Origin of the sequence: Pseudarthrobacter sp. NS4 (assembly GCF_024758005.1) — a bacterium.
Classification (GTDB): domain Bacteria; phylum Actinomycetota; class Actinomycetes; order Actinomycetales; family Micrococcaceae; genus Arthrobacter.
Map to the genome: position 1 here is coordinate 490,944 of NZ_CP103288.1, position 19,030 is coordinate 509,973.

The following is a 19,030-nucleotide window of genomic DNA, read 5'->3' on the forward strand; positions in this document are numbered from 1 at the left end:
ATTCATACCCAGTTAGTGAAGGAACACCATGTCTAAGCGCATCGACGTCAAGGACCTGAACGTGTACTACGGCGATTTCCTCGCCGTGGAGGACGTCACCATCAACATCGAAGCCAAGTCCGTCACCGCGTTCATTGGCCCGTCGGGTTGCGGAAAGTCCACGTTCCTGCGGACCCTGAACCGCATGCACGAGGTACTCCCCGGTGCCCGGGTGGAGGGCGAAGTCCTGCTCGACGGCGACAACCTGTATGGCCCCGGCGTGGACCCTGTCACCGTGCGCTCGCAGATCGGCATGGTGTTCCAGCGCCCCAACCCGTTCCCCACCATGTCCATCCGGGACAACGTGCTGGCCGGCGTCAAGCTGAACAACAAGAAGATCTCCAAGGGCGAGGCCGATGTCCTGGTGGAACGCTCGCTGAAGGGCGCCAACCTCTGGAACGAGGTCAAGGACCGCCTGGACAAGCCTGGTTCAGGCCTCTCCGGTGGCCAGCAGCAGCGCCTCTGCATCGCCCGCGCCATCGCCGTGGAGCCGCAGGTGATCCTCATGGACGAGCCGTGCTCCGCCCTGGACCCCATTTCCACGCTGGCCATTGAAGACCTCATCAACGAGCTCAAGGACCAGTACACGGTGGTGATCGTGACCCACAACATGCAGCAGGCAGCCCGCGTCTCGGACCGGACAGCCTTCTTCAACATCGCCGGCACCGGCAAGCCCGGCAAGCTGATCGAAGTCGGGGACACGCACACCATCTTCAGCAACCCCATCCAGAAGGCCACCGAGGACTACGTCTCCGGCCGCTTCGGATAAAGCCGGAAGGCACGCCGGCGTTATTCCGGAACCTCCAGCTGGAACCCGCAGCGGCAGCGCAGCACCCGCGTGGGCAGGCAAACCGCGCTTAGACCGCTCCCACTGTTGCTGCTCCGGTAGCAGAGACGCTCAATTTCAAACTCGGCTTCCTCCATGGGAAAACCACAGTGGATGTAGTCGTCTCCGAACATGATCACCTTCGCCATCCAGCGCACCTGGTGCAGGGCTGATGCGACGTCTGACGCATAGGCAAGGTGCTCGTGGAACAGGCTGCATTCATTGCAGGTGTAGGAGACGGTGACCAGGTCGCCGCCCCCGGCTCCCATTGCCGTGATGGCGTGGATGGTCAGCTGGTGTTCGGTCCCACAGGTCTCACACCGGAGTTGCCGTGGCTGGGGCAGGGGGCGCCGGGGATTCGAGGTAGACATGACGCCTGCTCTTTTCCGCGTTGTGCATCCAGGCCGCCGGTATGCTGCAGCGGCGAACGTCCGCGGCCCTGCACAAGGTGGCGGACGGCTGTCCCTGGCGTCAGTGCTGAGGGACTACTTTCGAATTTACGTCACCGGCGTTCGGCTGTACAGGGTGCGTCCGGTCTACAGATTCGTCCGTGCCAGCCAGAACGGCTCCAGCCGGCGGCTCAGGGGAAATCAGCTGCCCAGCGGGGAGAGGGCCAGCGCCAGGACGAACGCCAGTCCGGCTGTGGCGGCCGGAGTCAGCGCCCAGAGGCCCACGATCCGGATCACCAGCCTGCGGTTGGTCACCGAGAAATGCTGGTTCTCACCCGCCCCCAGGACGGCTGAGGTGACGGTGTGGGTGGTGGACAGCGGCCAGTGAAGCCCGATGGCGCCCACGAGCAGCATCACGGAGCTGAGAATCTGCGCCACGGAGCCCCGCAGCGGATCAATACGGGTCATTTTGTACCCAATGGTTTGCGAAATCCGCCAGCCGCCAAAGAGCGTTCCTGCCGAGATCATCACGGCCGAAAGCAGGGCAACCCACAGGGGGATGGTCCCGCCGTCGGAATAGCCTGCGGCCAACAGGGACAGCAACAGGACCGCGCTGATCCGCTGGCCGTCCTGCAGGCCGTGACCGAAGGCGACGGCCCCCGACGCGATGGCCTGGCTGCGGCGGAAGCGCTGGTTCACCACATTGGGCTGGGTATGGCGGGCCGCCCAGGTGGCCGGGTAGACCAGCAGGAACGCGCCGCTGTAGGCCACCAGCGGGGACAGGACCAGTGGGAGGACCACCTGGAACAGCAGTGACTGGTCCACCCCGCCCACGCCCGTGCCACCCACTGCAAGGCTGGCAAGACCCGCGCCGGCCAGGCCTCCCACCAGGGCGTGGGTGGAGGACGCGGGGATGCCGCGCCACCACATCAGCAGCCCCCAGGCGAAGGCGCTCGCCAGCCCGGCAACCACAATGTTGAGGCCGTCCGTGCCGGGCGGCAGGGTAATCCAGTGCTGGCTGACGGCCACCGCCAGGGTGGCACTCAGCAGGGCGCCGATGAAGTTGAAGAAGGCGGCCAGCAGCACAGCGACGCTGGGGGTGAGCGCCCTGGTGCGGGTGGCGACAGCCACGGAGGTGGAAGCGTCGCGGAAGCCGTTGAGGAAAGCAAACCCGCCGGCCAGCAGGACCACCGCGCCGAAGATGAGTGGTGTCACCTCAGGATTCCTTGACGATGATGCTGCCCACCTGGGTGGCAATCCGCCGCATGTCCTTGGTGACCTCCACCAGCTGGTTGGCAATATCCCGGTTGCGGGAATACTGGGCCCATTTCATGTCCTTGATCATGTCCGCCACCCACACCCGATGCGTCCGTTCGGCCCGTTTGGCCAGGCGCAGGATTTCGATCCAGTAGTCCTCCAGGTCATCGAGGTTGTTCAGCTGGCGCATGGCCTCCACAGTCAGCTCGGCCTGCCTGCTGATGATTTCCAGCTGGTCAGTTGCACGCTTGGGCAGCCGCTCCAGCTTGTACAGGGCCACGAGCTCCGCGGCGGCGTCCATCTTTTCCATGGCCTCGTTGAGGTAGCGGGAAAGGGCGTACATGTCCTCGCGGGGGAGCGGGTTCACGAAGCTGGTGCGCATGTGGGTCAGGAGGGCGAAGTGCAGTTCGGCGGACTTGGCCTCGTGGTTGTGCATGTCCTCGACGAGCTTGCCGTGCTCGGCTGCAGGGACGCCGAGGATTTCCGCCAGAGTGCCGCTGGCGTGCACGATCTGCTGTGCCATCTGTGCGAGGAGGGTCAGCCCGGCGGGCTCCTGGGGAAAAAGGCGCAGCTTCACAGTGATTACCGGTCTCCGGGGAAAGTACAGGGCGGGGATTGCCGCCGTGTGACTTGACCCCGGCAGGCAACTGACGCTAACTCTACCGGGCCGTAACTGCGCCGTAGAAATGGCAGGCAGAACCTGAAATGGGAGAACACCGAAAGGGCAGGAAAATGGTGCCGAACCGGATACGCCTCTCGGCGGTAGGCCGCTCTAGGCGGCTAAGTGTTGAAGCCCGGGGGTTTCGCGGTTCGGCACCGATTTCAGTGTTCTACTTTGCAGGCCTCAAGTCAATCTTGACAGATGGGCACTGTGGGGAAAACAGGACGGAGATCAGCCTTAGCCCAGGTCAGTCCAGTTCGCCCAGGCGCCACGCGTTGGCGGCGTGCTCCAGGTCTTCGGCTGTTTTCACCAGTTGGTGCGAGTTGCGGGTCAGCTTGCTGGCGTGCGCCTCGTTCGCGTGCTCGGCTCCGTCTGCGATGGTCGCCTGGCCGAGTGCCACCACGCGGCAGAAAGCGGCGGAACGTTCCAGCGCGACGTCGAACTCGCCGTCGAATGCTCCGGACAGGATGGCATCCGCCATGGCGGTCATTTCATCTGCGCCGGGCGGCTCGGCTGCGCCTGCCACCACGTTGGACACCTGCGCGGTGTCCCTGCCGGCGCGGAAGTACACGGAGATCCGCTCCGGGTCCTGGACGGTGGCCGCACGCAGGGCATAGAGCCGCCACAGTGCGCCGGGAAGCGAACGGGCCGGGCTCTCTGCCCACATCTCGGCGATAGCCTCGAGGCCCTGTTCGTCGGCGAGCTTCACCAGCCGTTCGGTGACCACGGGGTCGTCGCTGTCCCGGCCGTGGCGGACCAACGCCTGGGCGGCAAGGTGGGCGGCCTCTGAGACGCGGGCGGGATCGGCGCCGCCCGCAAACGGCTCGAAGTCGATGGGAGCGAAGGGCTTGGGCTTGTGGTGCCGGTTCGCGCCGCCGTAATGACTGGATCCTGCTTGCTCACTCATGCCCCCACGCTACTCCTGTGCCGCAGTGGAAATCGAGCATCGCCCGCTGTCCTCCACGTCCGACGGCGGCGCCCGGGTGGCGTGCGAAGACGCTTGAACCATGCGTTAGAGTATTAACGTCCAGAAATGGATGGGCCGGATGGGCCGGACACAGTGTGTCTGACCAACCGGCTGGGGCCTTTAGCTCAGTTGGTAGAGCATCGGACTTTTAATCCGTGGGTCGTGGGTTCGAGCCCCACAGGGCCCACCCGCGAAGCAGGCCAGAGGCGTTTAGCCTCTGGCCTGCTTTTGTTTTAAATACCCAAACAACGCAAACCCAAGGTTTTCACTCGGGACGTTTTTGAGTTGCGTCGTAAGCGCCATTTGAGCCGGAACCGCAGCCAAGGCCGGATCCATGGAGGCGTCATAATACTGCTCCAAGTGGACTTTCTTTTCGGGCTTTCAGCCAAGGAACAAACAAGTATTGGACCAACGTAGATGTGAAGAAGGCAGCGCCTAAAGTAGCTGCGATTGCCCAGAGCGTCCTCTCGGCAGACATCAGTGGACCACCCTGTCATCTCCTCCGCACTTAGGGCCCGTTCCGGCTTAGATTCCATTTTTATCGTCCCCGCGTCGCGGACAGGGTTGGGGGCGCCCCGTACCGGACGGCAAGCCGTATTAGCTGATGGCGGTCATGACGTTCCAGCCGTCGCCGACTTTGATGCGGGAGTCGTAGAGGCCGGTTCCGGTGCCGGGGTAGGTCCAGAGGGTGCCGTTGGTGTCGCGGGCGGTGAGGTCGGGTTTGCCGTCTCCGGTGAGGTCTCCGGCGGCGCTGATGGCGGTCATGACGTTCCAGCCTTCGCCGACTTTGATGCGCCAGCCGAAGAGGCCGGTTCCGGTGCCGGGGTAGGTCCAGAGGGTGCCGTTGGTGTCGCGGGCGGTGAGGTCGGGTTTGCCGTCGCCGGTGAGGTCTCCGGCGGCGCTGATGGCGGTCATGACGTTCCAGCCTTCGCCGACTTTGATGCGCCAGCCGAAGAGGCCGGTTCCGGTGCCGGGGTAGGTCCAGAGGGTGCCGTTGGTGTCGCGGGCGGTGAGGTCGGCCATGCCGTCGCCGGTAAAGTCCCTTGCTGCCGCAGAGGGAGCCAACAATCGGGGGACTGTTCCGGTGTTGAGCAGGCGATTAGGGGTACCGGCTGAGGTGTTTGTGATAAGACCGGAAATAGCCGCGGAGGTCAATTCGGTAGTTATCCCTGCCGGCGTCGATCCAGGCGTCAAGGACAAGGCAACGGCGGCAGCACCTGCAGCGTGCGGAGACGCCATGGAGGTCCCGCTCATTGTGGCTATCGCCGTCGTCGAGGTGTGGACAGCGGACTGAATGCCGACGCCGGGCGCGTACAGGTCCACACAGCTCCCGTGATTTGAGAACGATGCCTGTCGATCCGAGGAATCGCTCGCTGCGACAGTCAGGGCTTCAGGCACCCGCGCCGGGGAAGCGTTGCAGGCGTCGATCGCGGCGTTGCCGGCAGCCACGACAGCTGTAACGCCGTCGCTGATGACTCCCCGGACAGCAGCGTCCAACACAGCGCTGACGGGACCGCCAAGGCTGAGGTTGACCACGGCGGGTGTTCCTTCAGCATGGTGGGACGCTATCCAGTCAAGGCCAGCGATGACGTCGGAGTAGAAGCCCGAGCCGTCGCAGGCGAGGGCACGCACGGGAATGATGGTGGCCGCTTTGGCTACCCCATAGGACTTTCCGGCGATGGTTCCGGCCACATGGGTGCCGTGGCCGTTGCAGTCGCTGCTGCCCCGGCCGTCGACAATTGCAGTCCAGCCCGCAGTTACCCGGCCACCGAAATCAGTATGGGCAGCCAACACGCCAGTGTCGATAACGTACACATTCACGCCCGATCCGGTGGCTGGTGGCGTGAAGGTGCCAGAGAACGGGAGTGACTCCTGGTCAATTCTGTCCAGGCCCCACGGTGGCGACTGCTGGGTCTCGTATAGGGAAACGGGAGCGTCGAGTTCGATGGCGGACACCCGGGCAGAGTGGGCCAGGGAGGCAGCCTGTTCTTTGGTGGCGGTGATGACCGCTGCCTGTACCGCTGCGGAGAAGGTCCTTTCCACGCCAACCCCCTGTGAGCGTAGGGACTTGGCCTCCTCAGCTACGCTGGCACCTTTATGGAAGCTGACCAGGTACCGGCTACTGTCACCGGCCAAGGGGGCGGCAGTTGGGGCTGTGCCCTTACCAGCGGTCTCTTTCGGTGCCTCTATTACGGGAATCAGCGGTCCAGGTGCGAGAACCTCGGCAGAGGGGGCAGACGCGGGGATAGGCGCCGGCGCCGGTGTCTGGGACGTGCCGGAGACAGACGGGAGCACTTTGTCGTTTCCTCCGGGCCAGAGGAGCGGATCGACCGCCACCGTCGGGGTGCTTGCCATAGCCGGAGGGGCCATGAGCGTAACAGCAGCCGTCACAACCAGTACGACGCCAATCGAGCACTCGAGGCGTTTCCGTAATGACATGTGTCCTCCTATCGACCGACGGCCGAGCTTGAACAAGTGGATGTTTATGCAGAAGAAGCTGGCCGTCGCGGCAACACACTTTCTCCAAATGGTAAATATGCCGCGACTGGGAGCGGCGACCGCTGTCCGTCCCGCAGAAAAGAGCGGCCCGGACTCCCTTGCGGAAATACTGCTGTGACCTGCAGTGTTAGGGGCGGCTGTTACAGACGAGCGGCCGGCGCCATACCGCGGACCTTGGTGAACAGCCCATTGATAGTAATTTCTATCGAATGGCTTGTGGCTGAGATCAATTGCCGTGCCCTTCAAAACGTGGCTGGGAAGCTTTTGAATTGGCGAGGTACCTCGCCAATAACTTCAAAATATCGCGTGTTATGCAGTTGAAGGGCGATCCTGTGTAAAACCTGCAGAATCCCTGCGGAGACAGGGAATCGCATGTGCAAAACATGCACCAGCGTTGAGGTTTCAAACAGCACAAGAGCAAACACCCGGCGCCCTTCTTTCGGTCTGATGGCGCAGCGAAGGTGTGTGGGAGGCGCCAGCGCTACCCGTTCGGGCCTCCGTTATGTCTTCCAGACGGCGGCCGACCCGGCCAAGGTCCGGGGATTCGGCGTGTCGGATTGTCACTGCGAAGTCGGGGCCGATGAAGACGTGCAGTTCGCCGAATTCCACCTTTTTCGACGTCGTCCAGGTACCGGGCGGGCCGCAGGACTGTTTGGCGGCTCATGACACTGATTTGGTCTGGCCCCGATACGCTGGATGCCCGTTGGTGGGACAACGCCAAGGCAGAGGACATCGTCCGCGTCCACCAAACCGCCACGGCATGGAAGGGCCAGGACCTCATGGCGCGCTCTGCGGCCGACGCCATCCGCGAGCAGGTACAGCACGCTACGGGATCGACGTCGAAGCCCGAACGACGGGTGTGGGGCACGGCCGCCGGCCTAGGTTAGCCGATTGGATGACCTTCGCTGCATGTGGTTTCTCCTGGCAGGAGGTCGTGGCCCTGAATGCAGGTAGCCGACGGAGGGGGCGGAGTATCGTGTGCCAGGAAGAACAGGCTGCTGTTGCCTTGGGCTATTGCAGCGTCCGCACGCTTAAGCCAGGTGGAGCGGCGAACGCCCAGCTTCGATTCATCGCCATGTGCACGGCGGGTGTCTCTAAATGGATTCCTGACCACGGCTAACCGCGACCTTCCCGCGCTACCGTCGCTGCCCACGCAGTGATCTCCGGTACACCGAGTATAGGGCCGCACCCCTTCTGGAGACAGAGACAGACACAGGCCGCAAGCCTCCGGCGCCACCGCCGCCGAGCACCTACGTCGGGGGCAGCCCCGAGGGGCTCGGGCTCCAAGAGATTGCCGTCCAATACGACGGCATTCGTGTCAACCTCTTCGCTCAGCGGATCGGGGCGCGGGTCGCCGTGATCTTAAACGCTGCCCGCCCGGCTAGTGCACCTCCACTTGCCACTCCTCTGCGGACCAGGGTGTCCTTGTAGAACGCGTCCACCGCATCCCCTGGCGTGAGTTCATAGTAGGAGTCAACGAGGATGCGCTCATTGCTTGTACGACTTGTCCCTCCAAATTTTCCGATATGTTCCCCGGCTCCGATTGTGCCTTCGCGAGGTTGCTCGATGCGGCGGAAGAAATTGACCACGGCTGCCCCAGTTAGCCCAGTGTTCATGCTCTGGACGAGCTGCAGTTTCCGGCTTGTTTCCGGTAGGAATTCTCAGTAGTAATTTCCTCGCAACGCGAGTAGGGACTCGTAAAAAAGACGGGTAGTGGCAAGGACGATTAGGGTACCGGGGGCTCTGGCGGGGGATAAATGCTTTCACGCATGCTCGTTATAAGGCTCATTGCAGAGTCGGCAGCAGTGAGCGGCCAAGGCACCTTCAGCAGGTGAACTGATGCTGGGGGCGCCTTTGTCGGCTCCTGTGCGGTGATGACAAGCGCCGCCTTCCCCTGGCCCGGCAGGTCCCTCACTGACATCCACCCCAGCGAAGGAAGCCCATGCCCACCCTTCTCCTTGACTTCAACGATGCCCTGCAGGGCTTCAACCGAAGCAACATCAGTGAACTTTACGCAGAATTCGCCCCCTACTTTCCGCTCGCGGTGGCGGGTGTGATCGTTTGGGGGCTCTGGCTTTACCGCTTCATCCTCTCGCACCGGGCGCGCCCCATTGTCACGGAGTTCCGGGCTTCCACGTCGGTGATCGTGCCGTCCTTCCACGAGGATCCGGAGATCCTGATGAGCGCGCTGGAGTCTTGGCGGCAACAGAAGCCGGACGAAATCATCATTGTTTTGGACGTCGAGGACCTTGACGCCTACCAGCGCATCACGGCGCTGGGTGATGACTCGATCCGGCCCGTCCTGTTTCACCACATGGGCAAGAGATCCGCGCTGGGTGTGGGGATGCGGATGGCCAGGCACGAGATTCTTGTCCTCACGGACTCGGACACCTGGTGGCAGCCGGGCCTGCTGGTTAACGTCCAGATGCCCTTCAAAGACCCCGCGGTTGGGGCAGTTGGCACCCACCAGAACGTGTACCAACGGGATACGAGCATCTGGCGCCGTATCGCGGACTGGCTGGTTAATGTCCGGTACCTGGACTACGTGCCTGCCATGGGCAGGGTGGGAGCCGTTCCGTGCATTTCCGGGCGTACTGCTGTCTACCGTCGAAGTGCGGTGATGGGCGTCATCGAGCACTTGGAAAACGAGTTCTTCATGGGCCGTCGCTGCATTTCAGGTGACGACGGGCGGCTTACCTGGCTGGTGCTGGCCTCCGGCTACAAGACGGTCCATCAGTCCTCCGCACGGGCGCTGTCCATGTTCCCGTCCAGCTTCCGGGCGTTCATGAAGCAGCGCATCCGCTGGAGCCGGAACTCATACCGGTGCTACCTGACTGCCATTGCCAAGGGGTGGCTGTGGCGGGTCCCGTTCGTGACCAAGGTGACTGTACTGCAAATCCTGCTGACGCCGGTCACCATGGGCCTGACCCTCGTCTATCTGATCTTCCACCGCTTGGATCCCACCCCGCTGGGTTTCGGTGCAGCCCTCTGTTGGCTTCTGCTCGGCCGGGGCATCCGCGGCGCGTCCCATCTGCGCCGGCATCCGAAGGACCTCCTGATCCTCCCGGTCCTGGCAGTCACTGTGATCCTTGTGGCCCTGCCCATCAAGATGTACGCCTTCGCCACGATGAATAAGCAGGGCTGGCTTACCCGCCATGCGAACCAAATGGGCGGGGACGGACAGGGCTCCCGCACGCTCAGCACCGGCGAGGTGACAGCATGAGTATGACGCGGGTCATCCTGGCCGCCTGCCTCACCGCTGCACTGGGTACGGCCGGCTTCATCTACGGCGGGTCCATCCGGGATGGCTCCGCCGTCGATGCCCTGGGCCGGAACGAGATAGCGGCCAACGGCGAGGTGCAGGGAGTTCTGTACCCCGGCAACCCTGCCAGCGAGGCACGGCTCGTGGAGCAGGAAGACCAACGGCTTGTCTACGTCCGGACCATTGCTTCCGCAGCCCGCTGGCGGGTGGAAGGCCTCGAGGGGCCCTACCGGATCCGGACCGGGTCCAGCTACACCCTGGTCCTGCCGGCCCGGAGTGAGGCCTACTCGGTAGCTGACCTGCTGGCCCTGGCCCCCAATACCTTCCGGCTGCAGGACAACGGATCTTATTTGCTGTCCGAGAGCATCGCCGTCCTTGCCGGGGCCACCCTGTCACTCGCCTCACCGGATCCTGCCAAGCCGCTGAACCTTCGTTTGGAAAGCGGGGCGCAGACCTTCGTCTCGGTGGTAGCGCTGGGTGGATCCCTCACTCTGGGCGGGACTGAAACCGCCCGCGTGAGCGTCACCAGCTGGGACAGCACCAAGGCCGGGCCGGACGGGAGCACAGTGGACGGCCGGGCGTATATCCGGGTGATTGGCGGGCACGCCTCGTTCACTTACGCAGAGGTCTCCGAGCTCGGCTTCTGGAGTGGGAACACAGGAGGGCTGTCACTGACCGGAAGCGATGAGGTGGGTACCTTCGGCGGGCAACAGCCGACACCGGGGGAGACGGCGGCCGCCAGCGGTGGCGCCAGGCTCCTCCCGGAGGCAGAACTGGCAACCCTGACCGAAAAATCCGCCCTGGACTACAGTGTGGTCACCGCCGGCATCGACAACGTCCGGTTCCGGAACAACGCCTTCGGCCTCTTCGTCACCAACGCCCGTGACATCGCCATCAGGGACACCACCATCACGGGAAGCCTCGTGGATGGGCTGGTACTCCACCGGTACGTCACCAACGCCACCATCACGGGCACCACCTCCTCCGGAAACGCCGTTGACGGATTCAGCATCGGAAGATCGACCAAAGGCGTCCGACTCGAAGGAATCAAGGCTGTGGCCAACGGACGCAACGGCATCTCCCTGGACGGCCGGCCCCTCGCGGACGGGCCTAACGCCGTCGGAACCGCGGTTGACGGCTACGGGAACAACACGGTCGCCGCCGGATCCTTCGAGGACAACGCCCGCTACGGGATCGAAGTCCTCGGAGGTTCGGGAATGACCCTTACTGGCAACAGACTTGAAGGCAACGAGGTAGGCATAGTGGCCGCCGACGGCGCCAAGGGAGTCGCCATCACGGGCAACACCCTGCTGGACCATGCAAGGCAGTCCATAGCGGTGCGCGATGCCGGTTCCACCGCTGAGGTGAGCGGCAATACGATCACCGGGGGTGACACCGGCATCTACGTCCGGGATGCCAGCGCCGACGTCAGCGCCAATACGTTGGAGAGGATCTCCAACCACGGGATCACGCTCCTGGGCGAAGTCCCGGAAACCGGTGTTGCCGGCAACACCGTGAGCGGGAACGGCTCCACCGCGATCTGGGCGGAGGCGTCAACAGGGTCGACGGTGGGCGAAAACGACACTTTGGGCTGGGTGCCTGCGTACACGGTGGAGCGGGTGGTCAAATCCGTGTTCCAGCCGCTGACCTTTGTCTGGTTCGTCCTGGCCGCGCTCCTGCTCATTACCGCCGTTGCCCGCGGCAGGAACGCCGAGCGGGTTATCCGCAGTCCCTACGCAGACCACGTCCCGCTGACCTCCCTCAGCAGGGGCGTCGTGTCGTACGAAGACGTGAGGCAGCCACGATGACCGGCCGCAGAATGATGCCCGCCGTTGGCATAGCCTTCGCCGCCGTCCTCCTGGTAGCAGTCGTCGGAATTTTCGCCGTGATCAGCTTCCAGGCCGCCGCACCGGAAAGGAAGGCGCCCCCGGAAGGACCAGCCGTGACGCAACCCGGCGGGGAATCTCCGCCGGCTGCCGGCGGCCCTCAACCTGTTCCCGCGGACTGCCCTGCCGACACCATCACGGTCACGACTGCAGCCGAACTCACTGCAGCGCTGGCATCGCCGGAGCCGGGCGCGGTGATCATGCTGGCCGACGGCGTCTACCGCGGGAATTTCCGGGCACCGGGAGCAGGGACCGCCGAGAAGCCCATCACCCTGTGCGGAGGTTCCGGAGCAGCCCTGGACGGCGGGGGCCCGGAGGAAGGCTACGTTCTGCACCTGGACCAGGCGTCCTACTGGATGGTGCAGGGCTTTACCGTCCGCAACGGCCAAAAAGGCGTCATGTTGGACGAGACCACCAACTCGGTGATTCAAGGCCTGAGGGTCGAAAGCACCGGGGATGAAGCGATCCATCTGCGACGATTCAGCTCGGACAACAAAGTCATCGGCAACACCATCAGCGGAACCGGGCTGAGGAAAGCCAAATTCGGTGAAGGAATCTACATCGGAACAGCCGAAAGCAACTGGTGCGACATCAGTTCCTGTGAACCGGACAAAAGTGACCGGAACGAAATCCGCGCAAACACCGTCTCGGGCACGACGGCCGAAAGCGTCGACATTAAGGAGGGAACATCTGATGGCAGCCTGGTCGGCAACACCTTTGACGGTGCATCCATCACAGAAGCTGACTCCTGGGTGGACGTCAAGGGCAGGGGCTGGCGGATAGAAGAAAACACCGGCAGGAACTCACCTCTGGACGGGTTCCAGACCCACGAAATTCTTGATGGCTGGGGCACTGAAAACGTCTTCCGCAACAACGTGGCCGAAGTCAACGGACCCGGTCTTGGTTACTCACTCAAACCGGTGCGCGACAACGTCGTCGACTGCAGCAACACAGCCTCCCAAGCGGAACAGGGACTTTCCAACGCACCCTGTACCGGCTAAAGGAGAAAACGCCGGCAATCCGGCGGACTGCTCACTCCCTCACTAGAGACGGAATCGAGAAAACAATGAACAACCTTCCTCCCCTCAGCGCGCCCAAAATCACGGTCATTGGAACCGGATACCTCGGTGCAACCCACGCCATTTGCATGGCCGTCATGGGTTTCGACGTCTTGGGATACGACGTTGACCACCGCAAAATCGGCCAGCTCCAAGCCGGGGTGGTGCCGTTCTACGAACCGGGCCTGCCCGAAAAGCTCCAGGAGGCCCTGACCTCCGGACGGCTCAGATTCACCACCGATTTGGATGAGGTGGCACAGTTCGGGGATGTTCACTTCATCTGCGTAGGGACGCCGCAGGCTCCCAATTCATCGGCCGCCAACCTGACCTACGTAGAGTCCGCCTTCACGGAACTGGCGGCCAGGATTACCCACAAGTCCCTGTTGGTAGGCAAATCGACGGTGCCCATCGGCACCGCCGCCAGGCTGGCCGGTATGGTGGCGGACATCTCGCCCTTGGGACCAGCGCTGGAAGTGGCCTGGAATCCGGAGTTCCTGCGGGAAGGGTTCGCGGTGCAGGACACCCTGCACCCTGACCGGCTGGTGTTCGGCGTGGCATCAGCCTGGTCCGAATCGATGCTCCGGCGTGCCTTCGAGCCCCTGCTCACAGAGGGTACCCCGCTGATCGTCGCCGACATGCCCACAGCCGAACTGGTCAAGGTAGCAGCGAACTCCTTCCTGGCCACCAAAATTTCCTTCATCAACGCCATGGCCGAAGTCTGCGAAGCCACCTCCGCCGACGTCAGCGTGCTCGCTGCTGCACTGAGCCTGGACGACAGAATCGGACCCCGGTTCCTCAAGCCCGGCCTGGGATTCGGAGGCGGCTGCCTGCCAAAGGACATCCGCGCCTTCAAACACCGCGCTGAGCAGCTCGGAGTGGGACAAGCAGTCAGCTTCCTGGGGGAGGTGGACTCCATCAACAACCGCCGGCGCATCCGCACCGTGGACCTGATCCGGGAACTTGCAGGGGGAAGCCTTGCAGGGGTCAAAGTGGCCGCCTTAGGCGCAGCCTTCAAGCCCAATTCCGACGACGTGCGGGACGCACCCGCTTTGGACGTAGCGCGCATGCTCTACCTGGAAGGAGCCGCCGTTACTGTCTACGACCCCGAAGCCAACACCAATGCCCACCGCCTCTATCCGGACCTGAACTACGTGGATTCCCTGGCCACCGCAGCTGAGGGAGCGGACGTCGTGGCCCTCCTTACCGAATGGGATGAGTTCCGCTCAGCGGACCCGGATTACCTGGGCGGATTGGTAAACCACCGGCGCATCGTGGATGGACGGCACGCCCTGGACGCGGGCCGCTACATCTCCAGCGGATGGGAATACCGGGCCCTCGGCCGGCCCTACCAAGCCAAAGCCGCCGCTCCAAGCGCGGTGCCGCAGCGGGACACAACCCCAAATCTTGCACTCTAGGTCCCGGCCCTCCCACGTCATTGGCGCCCGCAGCACCCCCAGCGCTGCGGGCGCCAATCCAGCAGCGAACCCGGAAAACCTCCTGACGGAAGGACCGAACCATGGCGAAGCCTGATGCCAAACGCCTGCCCCTTCTGGACGAATCCGTACTCAAGAGGCTCTCCGCCAATCCGGATGACGGCGGAGTCTGGAAAGTCTTCATACATAACTTCCTCGCACACCTGCCCAAGAGAATTGAAGAACTGCGCTGGGCCCTCAGCACCGGGGACCTGACCAAAGCACTGGATGCGGTCCACAGCCTCAAGACCTCCAGCCAAATGGTGGGCGCCGAACAGCTCGCCGACCTTGCGTCAAAACTGGAGCTGTCTATTCGTGATGATTCAACCCGTGCAGAACCCGCAGTCACCCTTCCCCGACTGGCAGCGGCACACCTCAGGGGTATCAAGCACCGCAGCCAGCGGACCACTGAGCTCCTGCACGCTCAGCTACGGTCCGGAATCTGACTCCCCGTGTCGATGTCCGGAAACGAGTGTCCGGCATAACTCTTTTCGAAACGCCTGCCATTAATACGAATGACAGTCACCTTTGCGGGCGGGAAGACACCTAACGAACTTGGCTCTTGTTCCTGATGCCTAACAAGGGTGAGGTAGTCATTTTAGGTATTCAGTCTGATGGGATCGGATAGAAGGCGCGGGCGCTGCACCCGGCTGGCAACAAGTTGCCGAACAGGCGTGACACACGGCTTCGGCTAGCCCCGCTCATGATCGGCGGAGGCGTCCCTCAATACCGCGGTGGCAGGGCCTTTCCCTCCTTTCGGCCGGTAGCACTCGTGCAGCGGCCGGAAAGCAAGGGGAACTCTTTTGGTCTTGGTGGTTCTGTAAGGGACGCATCATTCAGGAGACACCCTCAGGTAACCTTGCGCTGACACACTAAGGGGGCAAACCCATCGCGAAAGTCGAGAAAGGTCAGGTTATGACCAGCACTAATGGCGCTGTTATTCCCTCGTGCCAAGCGCTCGTACCGGGAGATGCAGTCGAAGCCTTCTATGGGAGCACGTTGGTCCATCGCGGGCCGGTGACGGACACGGCCCCGGACTACGGACTGTGCTGGATCCTGGACACTTTAACGGGAAGCAGGTGCCTTCTGGACATGTCCGAACTTGAAATCGTTCGGCTGCCAACGCACTACCGCGAAGTCTTGGTAGGGGCACCTCGGCAATAGGAGACGGTAGGCCCCGGCGCTTCACATGCCGAATCTGGACCAGGACGACCTGGTCCTGCGGAAGTATTGGAACCAGCTGATTCAGAGTTTCGTCTGGGGGATCAACGCTGGCGTCTTTAGCTGTTTGTGGACTGCTATGCAGCCGAGTACCCGAACAGCTTCCCCAACTGGGACTCCTTGTCTCCCCAACTAAGGATGACTACCGATTTTGACGCCCCTACTTGCGATACATAGTTGCGACCATCAATGGCCAGCCCCCACCTAAATGAGATCTGAGAGGGTCCGCCCTTCCAGGGTGAAAGCCGTATACGAGAACGGGTACATCTGTCCAATAGCTTTCTCCCCGGCGCCGTTGCTGACTACGAACGCCCGTGACGTCAGCCCGACTAAAAGCACCAGCAAGGTGCCATCCCTACACTTGCGCTGTGATCTAGGTAAGTGCACGCAACAAAAACGAGTACTCATCACTGCTAATTTATCCCCCTGCAGGCATTACTCTGCAGGCTACGGCAAAGTTGTGGCGGCTGAGTTGCTGGGCCAAGGACCTGACCATATCCCTATGCGTGCTGGTGTGGCGCTCCGGGAGGATGGAGTTCCACTGGCCGATTTCATCTCCCTGCGACGAAGCAAGGGGTGAGGCAGTTGTCTATCTCTATCCAGCTCCAAAGTACGATGGCCACGCGGAAAGTAGCGCTAGGGAGAGTGTCCGTAAGTTTGGTTATACCAACCCTCAATGAGGCACAAAACATTGCTTGGGTCCTTCGGGGTATGAGCACTGGCCCGCGCGGACTCTCCGGGGCGCGCAACACCCGGGTTGATATGGCTGAGGGTGCTTTACCTCTGCTGGCGACCGTACGGAGTACCTGCCTGGCAGTGGTAAGTCCGCCCGCTACTTGCCCTACTGGACCGGGTTCTTGCTTTTATGACTACCGTCTGATGGTCCGGGGGTTAGCTCATGCGCCCAGCGGCTAAAGTGCTCTCTCTTGGGGGCAACACGATCTGGTTGACCGGAGCCCGTGTGGTGCCGATGGTAACGGGTCTTCTGTTTTGGGCCCTGGCTGCAATTCTCTTGGCCCCGGCCGAGCTCGGTTTAGCTTCCGCGGTCGTGGCGGCGGCGCTGCTGACAGTTCAAATAGGGATGCTTGGCGTCGGCCCGGCCATACTGACCCTCCTGCCCGCCGAAACCGATGGGCGTCGGCTGATAACCACAAGCCTGCTCACTGTAGGGCTCTCATCACTTATAGTCGCGACCGGGCTGGTCATAATAACGCGCGCCCTCGGTCCTGGGGTCGGCCAAGCCTGGGATGATCCATCAGCGGCGGTGGCGTTTTTGGCTGCCGCTTTTTTCGCTACCACGGCTTACCAACTTGACCATATCCAATCTGCGCAAAGCCAAGCCCATTTGGCGTTGATGCGCAGTTTCCTCCAGAGTCTCGTCCAGTTGGCGGTTCTGGCTATTTCCCTGGCCGGCGGATACCGCACTCTGAACACCGTTGTCACCGCGGTCGCCACCGGAGCCGCAGCCAGCGTACTTCTTGGACTGCTGCAGGTGTACCGTGGCCTTGGTCCCAGGCGGAAAAAAGCCCTGCAGTTTCGGGAAATCCTGAACCTGCTTCGCCCCGCACTCCGGAATTATCCCCTTATGCTCTCTGACCGCGCGCCAGGCTACCTGTTGCCTCTCATCATCGCCGCTACACTCAGCGCCTCAGCCACTGCGGCCTGGTACGTGGTCTGGATGCTGGCAACAGCAGTCTTTTTCGTTCCGCAGTCCGCCGGCTATTCTCTGCAGACTAAGCTCGCCGCCCCCGGCCATCATCCGGGGCTGGTTGTACGGGCGCTTCGAATCAGCCTCCTACTCACCCTTGCGGCCGGGGGAGTCCTGCTTGGAGCCAGCCGCTTTATCCTGCAATTGCTCGGCTCTCAGTACGCCCCGCATTGGGTTTTATTTCTCATACTGGTCCCGGCATTGGTCCTGAATTGTGTGACGCAGATTTACTACGGCGTTTGCCGGGCCCGCGGGCACCAGGCGGAAGCAACCGCCGTTGCAGTCCTGGCAGCAGCCATCGCAGTAGTGCCTGCCACCGCCGCAGCCCATCTCTACGCGCTACCCGGAGTGTCGGTGCTGTGGCTTGCAGCCCAATTAGCAGCAGCACTCGTTGCTGCCTGGCGCCTGCGGGATATTCATGCCCGAGCAGAAAGTCCAAAAGCAAACCAAATCCCTGCGCGTACAGTCAGCAACCCGGACGAATTGGACGCAGCCTGATTCGAAGGCGATGCCCCGTCCTTCAAAACTCCGACAGTGGTGTGTAGCAAGCAACAAGGGCAAGAAAACTTGGCCCGCCGGTCCCCAACGCGAACACGGATTGAAGTGGCTGCCGACTGCAGAGTGGAAAATGCGCCGGCAGTTTCCGCGAGGTTGTCGGGGGATTTTTTGTGTGCGCGAGCAGGGACAATAGGCCCATGGCAAAAAGCAGCAAGGGCAGGATGCCACGTCTCGAAGACGTGGCAGACATCGCGGGCGTCTCCCACCAGACCGTCTCCCGCGTGGTCAACAACCATCCCAACGTCAGCAAGGCAACCCGCGAAAAAGTGGAGGCGGCCATTGCGGAGCTTGGGTACCGGCGGAACACGGCAGCCCGGAGCCTCGTGACCCGGCGCTCGCAAACCATTGGGGTGCTGGCCAGCGAACTGTCCCAGTACGGCCCGGCCAACACCCTCCTGGGCGTGGAACAGGCCGCCCGCGACGCCGGATACTTTGTCAGCATCGCCGCGCTGCGCGAGGTTAGCCGGGACGCGATAGCCGACGCCGTCAGCCACTTTATGGACCAGGCTGTGGATGGGATCGCGGTGCTGGTGCCGCACTCGGACACCCTGCTGGTTTTGGATGACATGCAGCTTTCAGTCCCTGTGGTGGCGGTGGGATCCCTCGGCAACAACAATGTCAGCGGGGCCATGGTGGACCAGCGCCGTGGCGCCCGGCTCGCCGTCGAACACCTCATCGGGCAGGGGCACCGGCAGATCGGGCACGTGGCGGGCCCGCCCGACTGGACGGACGGCGCGGAGCGTGCCGAAGGATGGCGGGAGGCCCTCAGCCAGGCGGGACTTCCGGACGGCCTGCTCGTGGAGGGTGACTGGAGCGCCGGCAGCGGCTACGACATCGGCCGCACGCTCGGGGCCCAGCGCAGCGCAACCGCGGTGTTCGTCGGCAACGACCAGATGGCGCTGGGCCTGCTCCGGGCGTTCGCCGAGGCGGGCGTCCGGGTGCCCGACGACGTCTCCGTGGTGGGCTTCGACGACCAGCCGGAATCGGCCTACTTCACCCCGCCGCTCACCACCGTCCGCCAGGACTTCGAGGAACTCGGCCGCCGCTGCATGGACATAATGCTGAAGGAAATCGAGGCCGGTGCCGCCGTCAGCTCCATCGTTGTCACCCCGGAACTGGTACTCCGGGCAAGCACCGCACCCCCTGCCGGGGCCAAGTAGCTGGACCAGCTCTTCCTGCACAACCCGGCGAAAAAATCAGCAAAAAGAATTTCCATGAATCTGCGTC

At 62.8% G+C, this 19,030-nt stretch carries 14 protein-coding genes, 1 tRNA gene and 1 pseudogene; 10 read left to right on the top strand and 6 right to left on the bottom strand.

Translation table 11 applies throughout. The features are described 5' to 3' along the window. The first annotated feature begins 28 nt into the window (after nt 1–28). Nucleotides 29–808 carry a phosphate ABC transporter ATP-binding protein PstB gene (gene pstB, locus NXY83_RS02355; protein WP_258804516.1) on the top strand — a complete coding sequence of 260 codons (780 nt, stop codon included), beginning with the start codon at nt 29–31 and terminating at the stop codon, nt 806–808. A 20-nt stretch (nt 809–828) separates the two neighbouring features. On the opposite strand, the gene NXY83_RS02360 is transcribed toward pstB, so the two are convergent. The 4 genes from NXY83_RS02360 to NXY83_RS02375 form a co-directional block, all read right to left on the bottom strand. Then, the gene (locus tag NXY83_RS02360) at nt 829–1,236 is read right to left on the bottom strand and encodes a hypothetical protein (protein ID WP_258804517.1); all 408 of its coding nucleotides are present in this window, start codon (nt 1,234–1,236) and stop codon (nt 829–831) included. Between the two features lie 219 nt (nt 1,237–1,455). Then, nucleotides 1,456–2,469, bottom strand: a complete 1,014-nt coding sequence (locus tag NXY83_RS02365) for an inorganic phosphate transporter (RefSeq protein WP_258804518.1) — start codon at nt 2,467–2,469, stop codon at nt 1,456–1,458. A gap of 1 nt (nt 2,470) precedes the next feature. After that, entirely contained in the window at nt 2,471–3,088 is a 618-nt protein-coding gene (locus NXY83_RS02370; protein WP_258804519.1) for a DUF47 domain-containing protein, read from the bottom strand. A 331-nt stretch (nt 3,089–3,419) separates the two neighbouring features. After that, a complete protein-coding gene (locus tag NXY83_RS02375) occupies nt 3,420–4,079 on the bottom strand; it encodes a hypothetical protein (protein ID WP_258804520.1) in 660 nt (219 codons plus the stop codon). 174 nt (nt 4,080–4,253) lie between these two features. On the opposite strand from NXY83_RS02375, the gene NXY83_RS02380 reads away from it, so the two are divergent. Next, nucleotides 4,254–4,326, top strand: a tRNA-Lys gene (locus tag NXY83_RS02380). Between the two features lie 410 nt (nt 4,327–4,736). Here the strand turns inward: NXY83_RS02380 and NXY83_RS02385 are convergent. Next, the gene (locus NXY83_RS02385; RefSeq protein WP_258804521.1) at nt 4,737–6,578 is read right to left on the bottom strand and encodes a S8 family serine peptidase; all 1,842 of its coding nucleotides are present in this window, start codon (nt 6,576–6,578) and stop codon (nt 4,737–4,739) included. Between the two features lie 555 nt (nt 6,579–7,133). Beyond that, nucleotides 7,134–7,287: pseudogene (locus NXY83_RS02390) on the bottom strand (transporter); the annotation flags it as partial. 13 nt (nt 7,288–7,300) lie between these two features. Between NXY83_RS02390 and NXY83_RS02395 the strand changes: the two are divergent. The 8 genes from NXY83_RS02395 (at nt 7,301) to NXY83_RS02430 (ending at nt 18,963) form a co-directional block, all read left to right on the top strand. Further along, nucleotides 7,301–7,525 carry a hypothetical protein gene (locus tag NXY83_RS02395; RefSeq protein WP_258804522.1) on the top strand — a complete coding sequence of 75 codons (225 nt, stop codon included), beginning with the start codon at nt 7,301–7,303 and terminating at the stop codon, nt 7,523–7,525. Between the two features lie 1,055 nt (nt 7,526–8,580). Next, entirely contained in the window at nt 8,581–9,861 is a 1,281-nt protein-coding gene (locus NXY83_RS02400) for a glycosyltransferase (RefSeq protein ID WP_258804523.1), read from the top strand. After that, a complete protein-coding gene (locus NXY83_RS02405) occupies nt 9,858–11,708 on the top strand; it encodes a right-handed parallel beta-helix repeat-containing protein (protein ID WP_258804524.1) in 1,851 nt (616 codons plus the stop codon). Before NXY83_RS02400 ends, NXY83_RS02405 begins: the two co-directional genes overlap by 4 nt. Further along, the gene (locus NXY83_RS02410; protein WP_258804525.1) at nt 11,705–12,787 is read left to right on the top strand and encodes a right-handed parallel beta-helix repeat-containing protein; all 1,083 of its coding nucleotides are present in this window, start codon (nt 11,705–11,707) and stop codon (nt 12,785–12,787) included. Before NXY83_RS02405 ends, NXY83_RS02410 begins: the two co-directional genes overlap by 4 nt. 65 nt (nt 12,788–12,852) lie before the next feature. Beyond that, entirely contained in the window at nt 12,853–14,259 is a 1,407-nt protein-coding gene (locus NXY83_RS02415; RefSeq protein WP_258804526.1) for a UDP-glucose dehydrogenase family protein, read from the top strand. A gap of 101 nt (nt 14,260–14,360) precedes the next feature. Beyond that, entirely contained in the window at nt 14,361–14,762 is a 402-nt protein-coding gene (locus tag NXY83_RS02420) for an Hpt domain-containing protein (RefSeq protein WP_258804527.1), read from the top strand. Between the two features lie 1,721 nt (nt 14,763–16,483). After that, complete coding sequence (locus NXY83_RS02425; protein WP_258804528.1) at nt 16,484–17,743, top strand: hypothetical protein; 1,260 nt, start codon at nt 16,484–16,486, stop codon at nt 17,741–17,743. A gap of 197 nt (nt 17,744–17,940) precedes the next feature. Continuing rightward, nucleotides 17,941–18,963: a LacI family DNA-binding transcriptional regulator gene (locus NXY83_RS02430; protein WP_258804529.1), complete on the top strand. Its 1,023-nt coding sequence runs from the start codon at nt 17,941–17,943 to the stop codon at nt 18,961–18,963. Nucleotides 18,964–19,030 lie beyond the last annotated feature (67 nt).

Bases quoted from the DNA above. Each gene is read 5' to 3' on its own strand.
- pstB (WP_258804516.1), top strand. From the start codon at position 29: ATGTCTAAGCGCATCGACGTCAAGGACCTGAACGTGTACTACGGCGAT.
- NXY83_RS02360 (WP_258804517.1), bottom strand. From the start codon at position 1,236: ATGTCTACCTCGAATCCCCGGCGCCCCCTGCCCCAGCCACGGCAACTC.
- NXY83_RS02375 (WP_258804520.1), bottom strand. From the start codon at position 4,079: ATGAGTGAGCAAGCAGGATCCAGTCATTACGGCGGCGCGAACCGGCAC.
- NXY83_RS02385 (WP_258804521.1), bottom strand. From the start codon at position 6,578: ATGTCATTACGGAAACGCCTCGAGTGCTCGATTGGCGTCGTACTGGTT.
- NXY83_RS02395 (WP_258804522.1), top strand. From the start codon at position 7,301: ATGACACTGATTTGGTCTGGCCCCGATACGCTGGATGCCCGTTGGTGG.
- NXY83_RS02400 (WP_258804523.1), top strand. From the start codon at position 8,581: ATGCCCACCCTTCTCCTTGACTTCAACGATGCCCTGCAGGGCTTCAAC.
- NXY83_RS02405 (WP_258804524.1), top strand. From the start codon at position 9,858: ATGAGTATGACGCGGGTCATCCTGGCCGCCTGCCTCACCGCTGCACTG.
- NXY83_RS02410 (WP_258804525.1), top strand. From the start codon at position 11,705: ATGACCGGCCGCAGAATGATGCCCGCCGTTGGCATAGCCTTCGCCGCC.
- NXY83_RS02415 (WP_258804526.1), top strand. From the start codon at position 12,853: ATGAACAACCTTCCTCCCCTCAGCGCGCCCAAAATCACGGTCATTGGA.
- NXY83_RS02420 (WP_258804527.1), top strand. From the start codon at position 14,361: ATGGCGAAGCCTGATGCCAAACGCCTGCCCCTTCTGGACGAATCCGTA.
- NXY83_RS02430 (WP_258804529.1), top strand. From the start codon at position 17,941: ATGGCAAAAAGCAGCAAGGGCAGGATGCCACGTCTCGAAGACGTGGCA.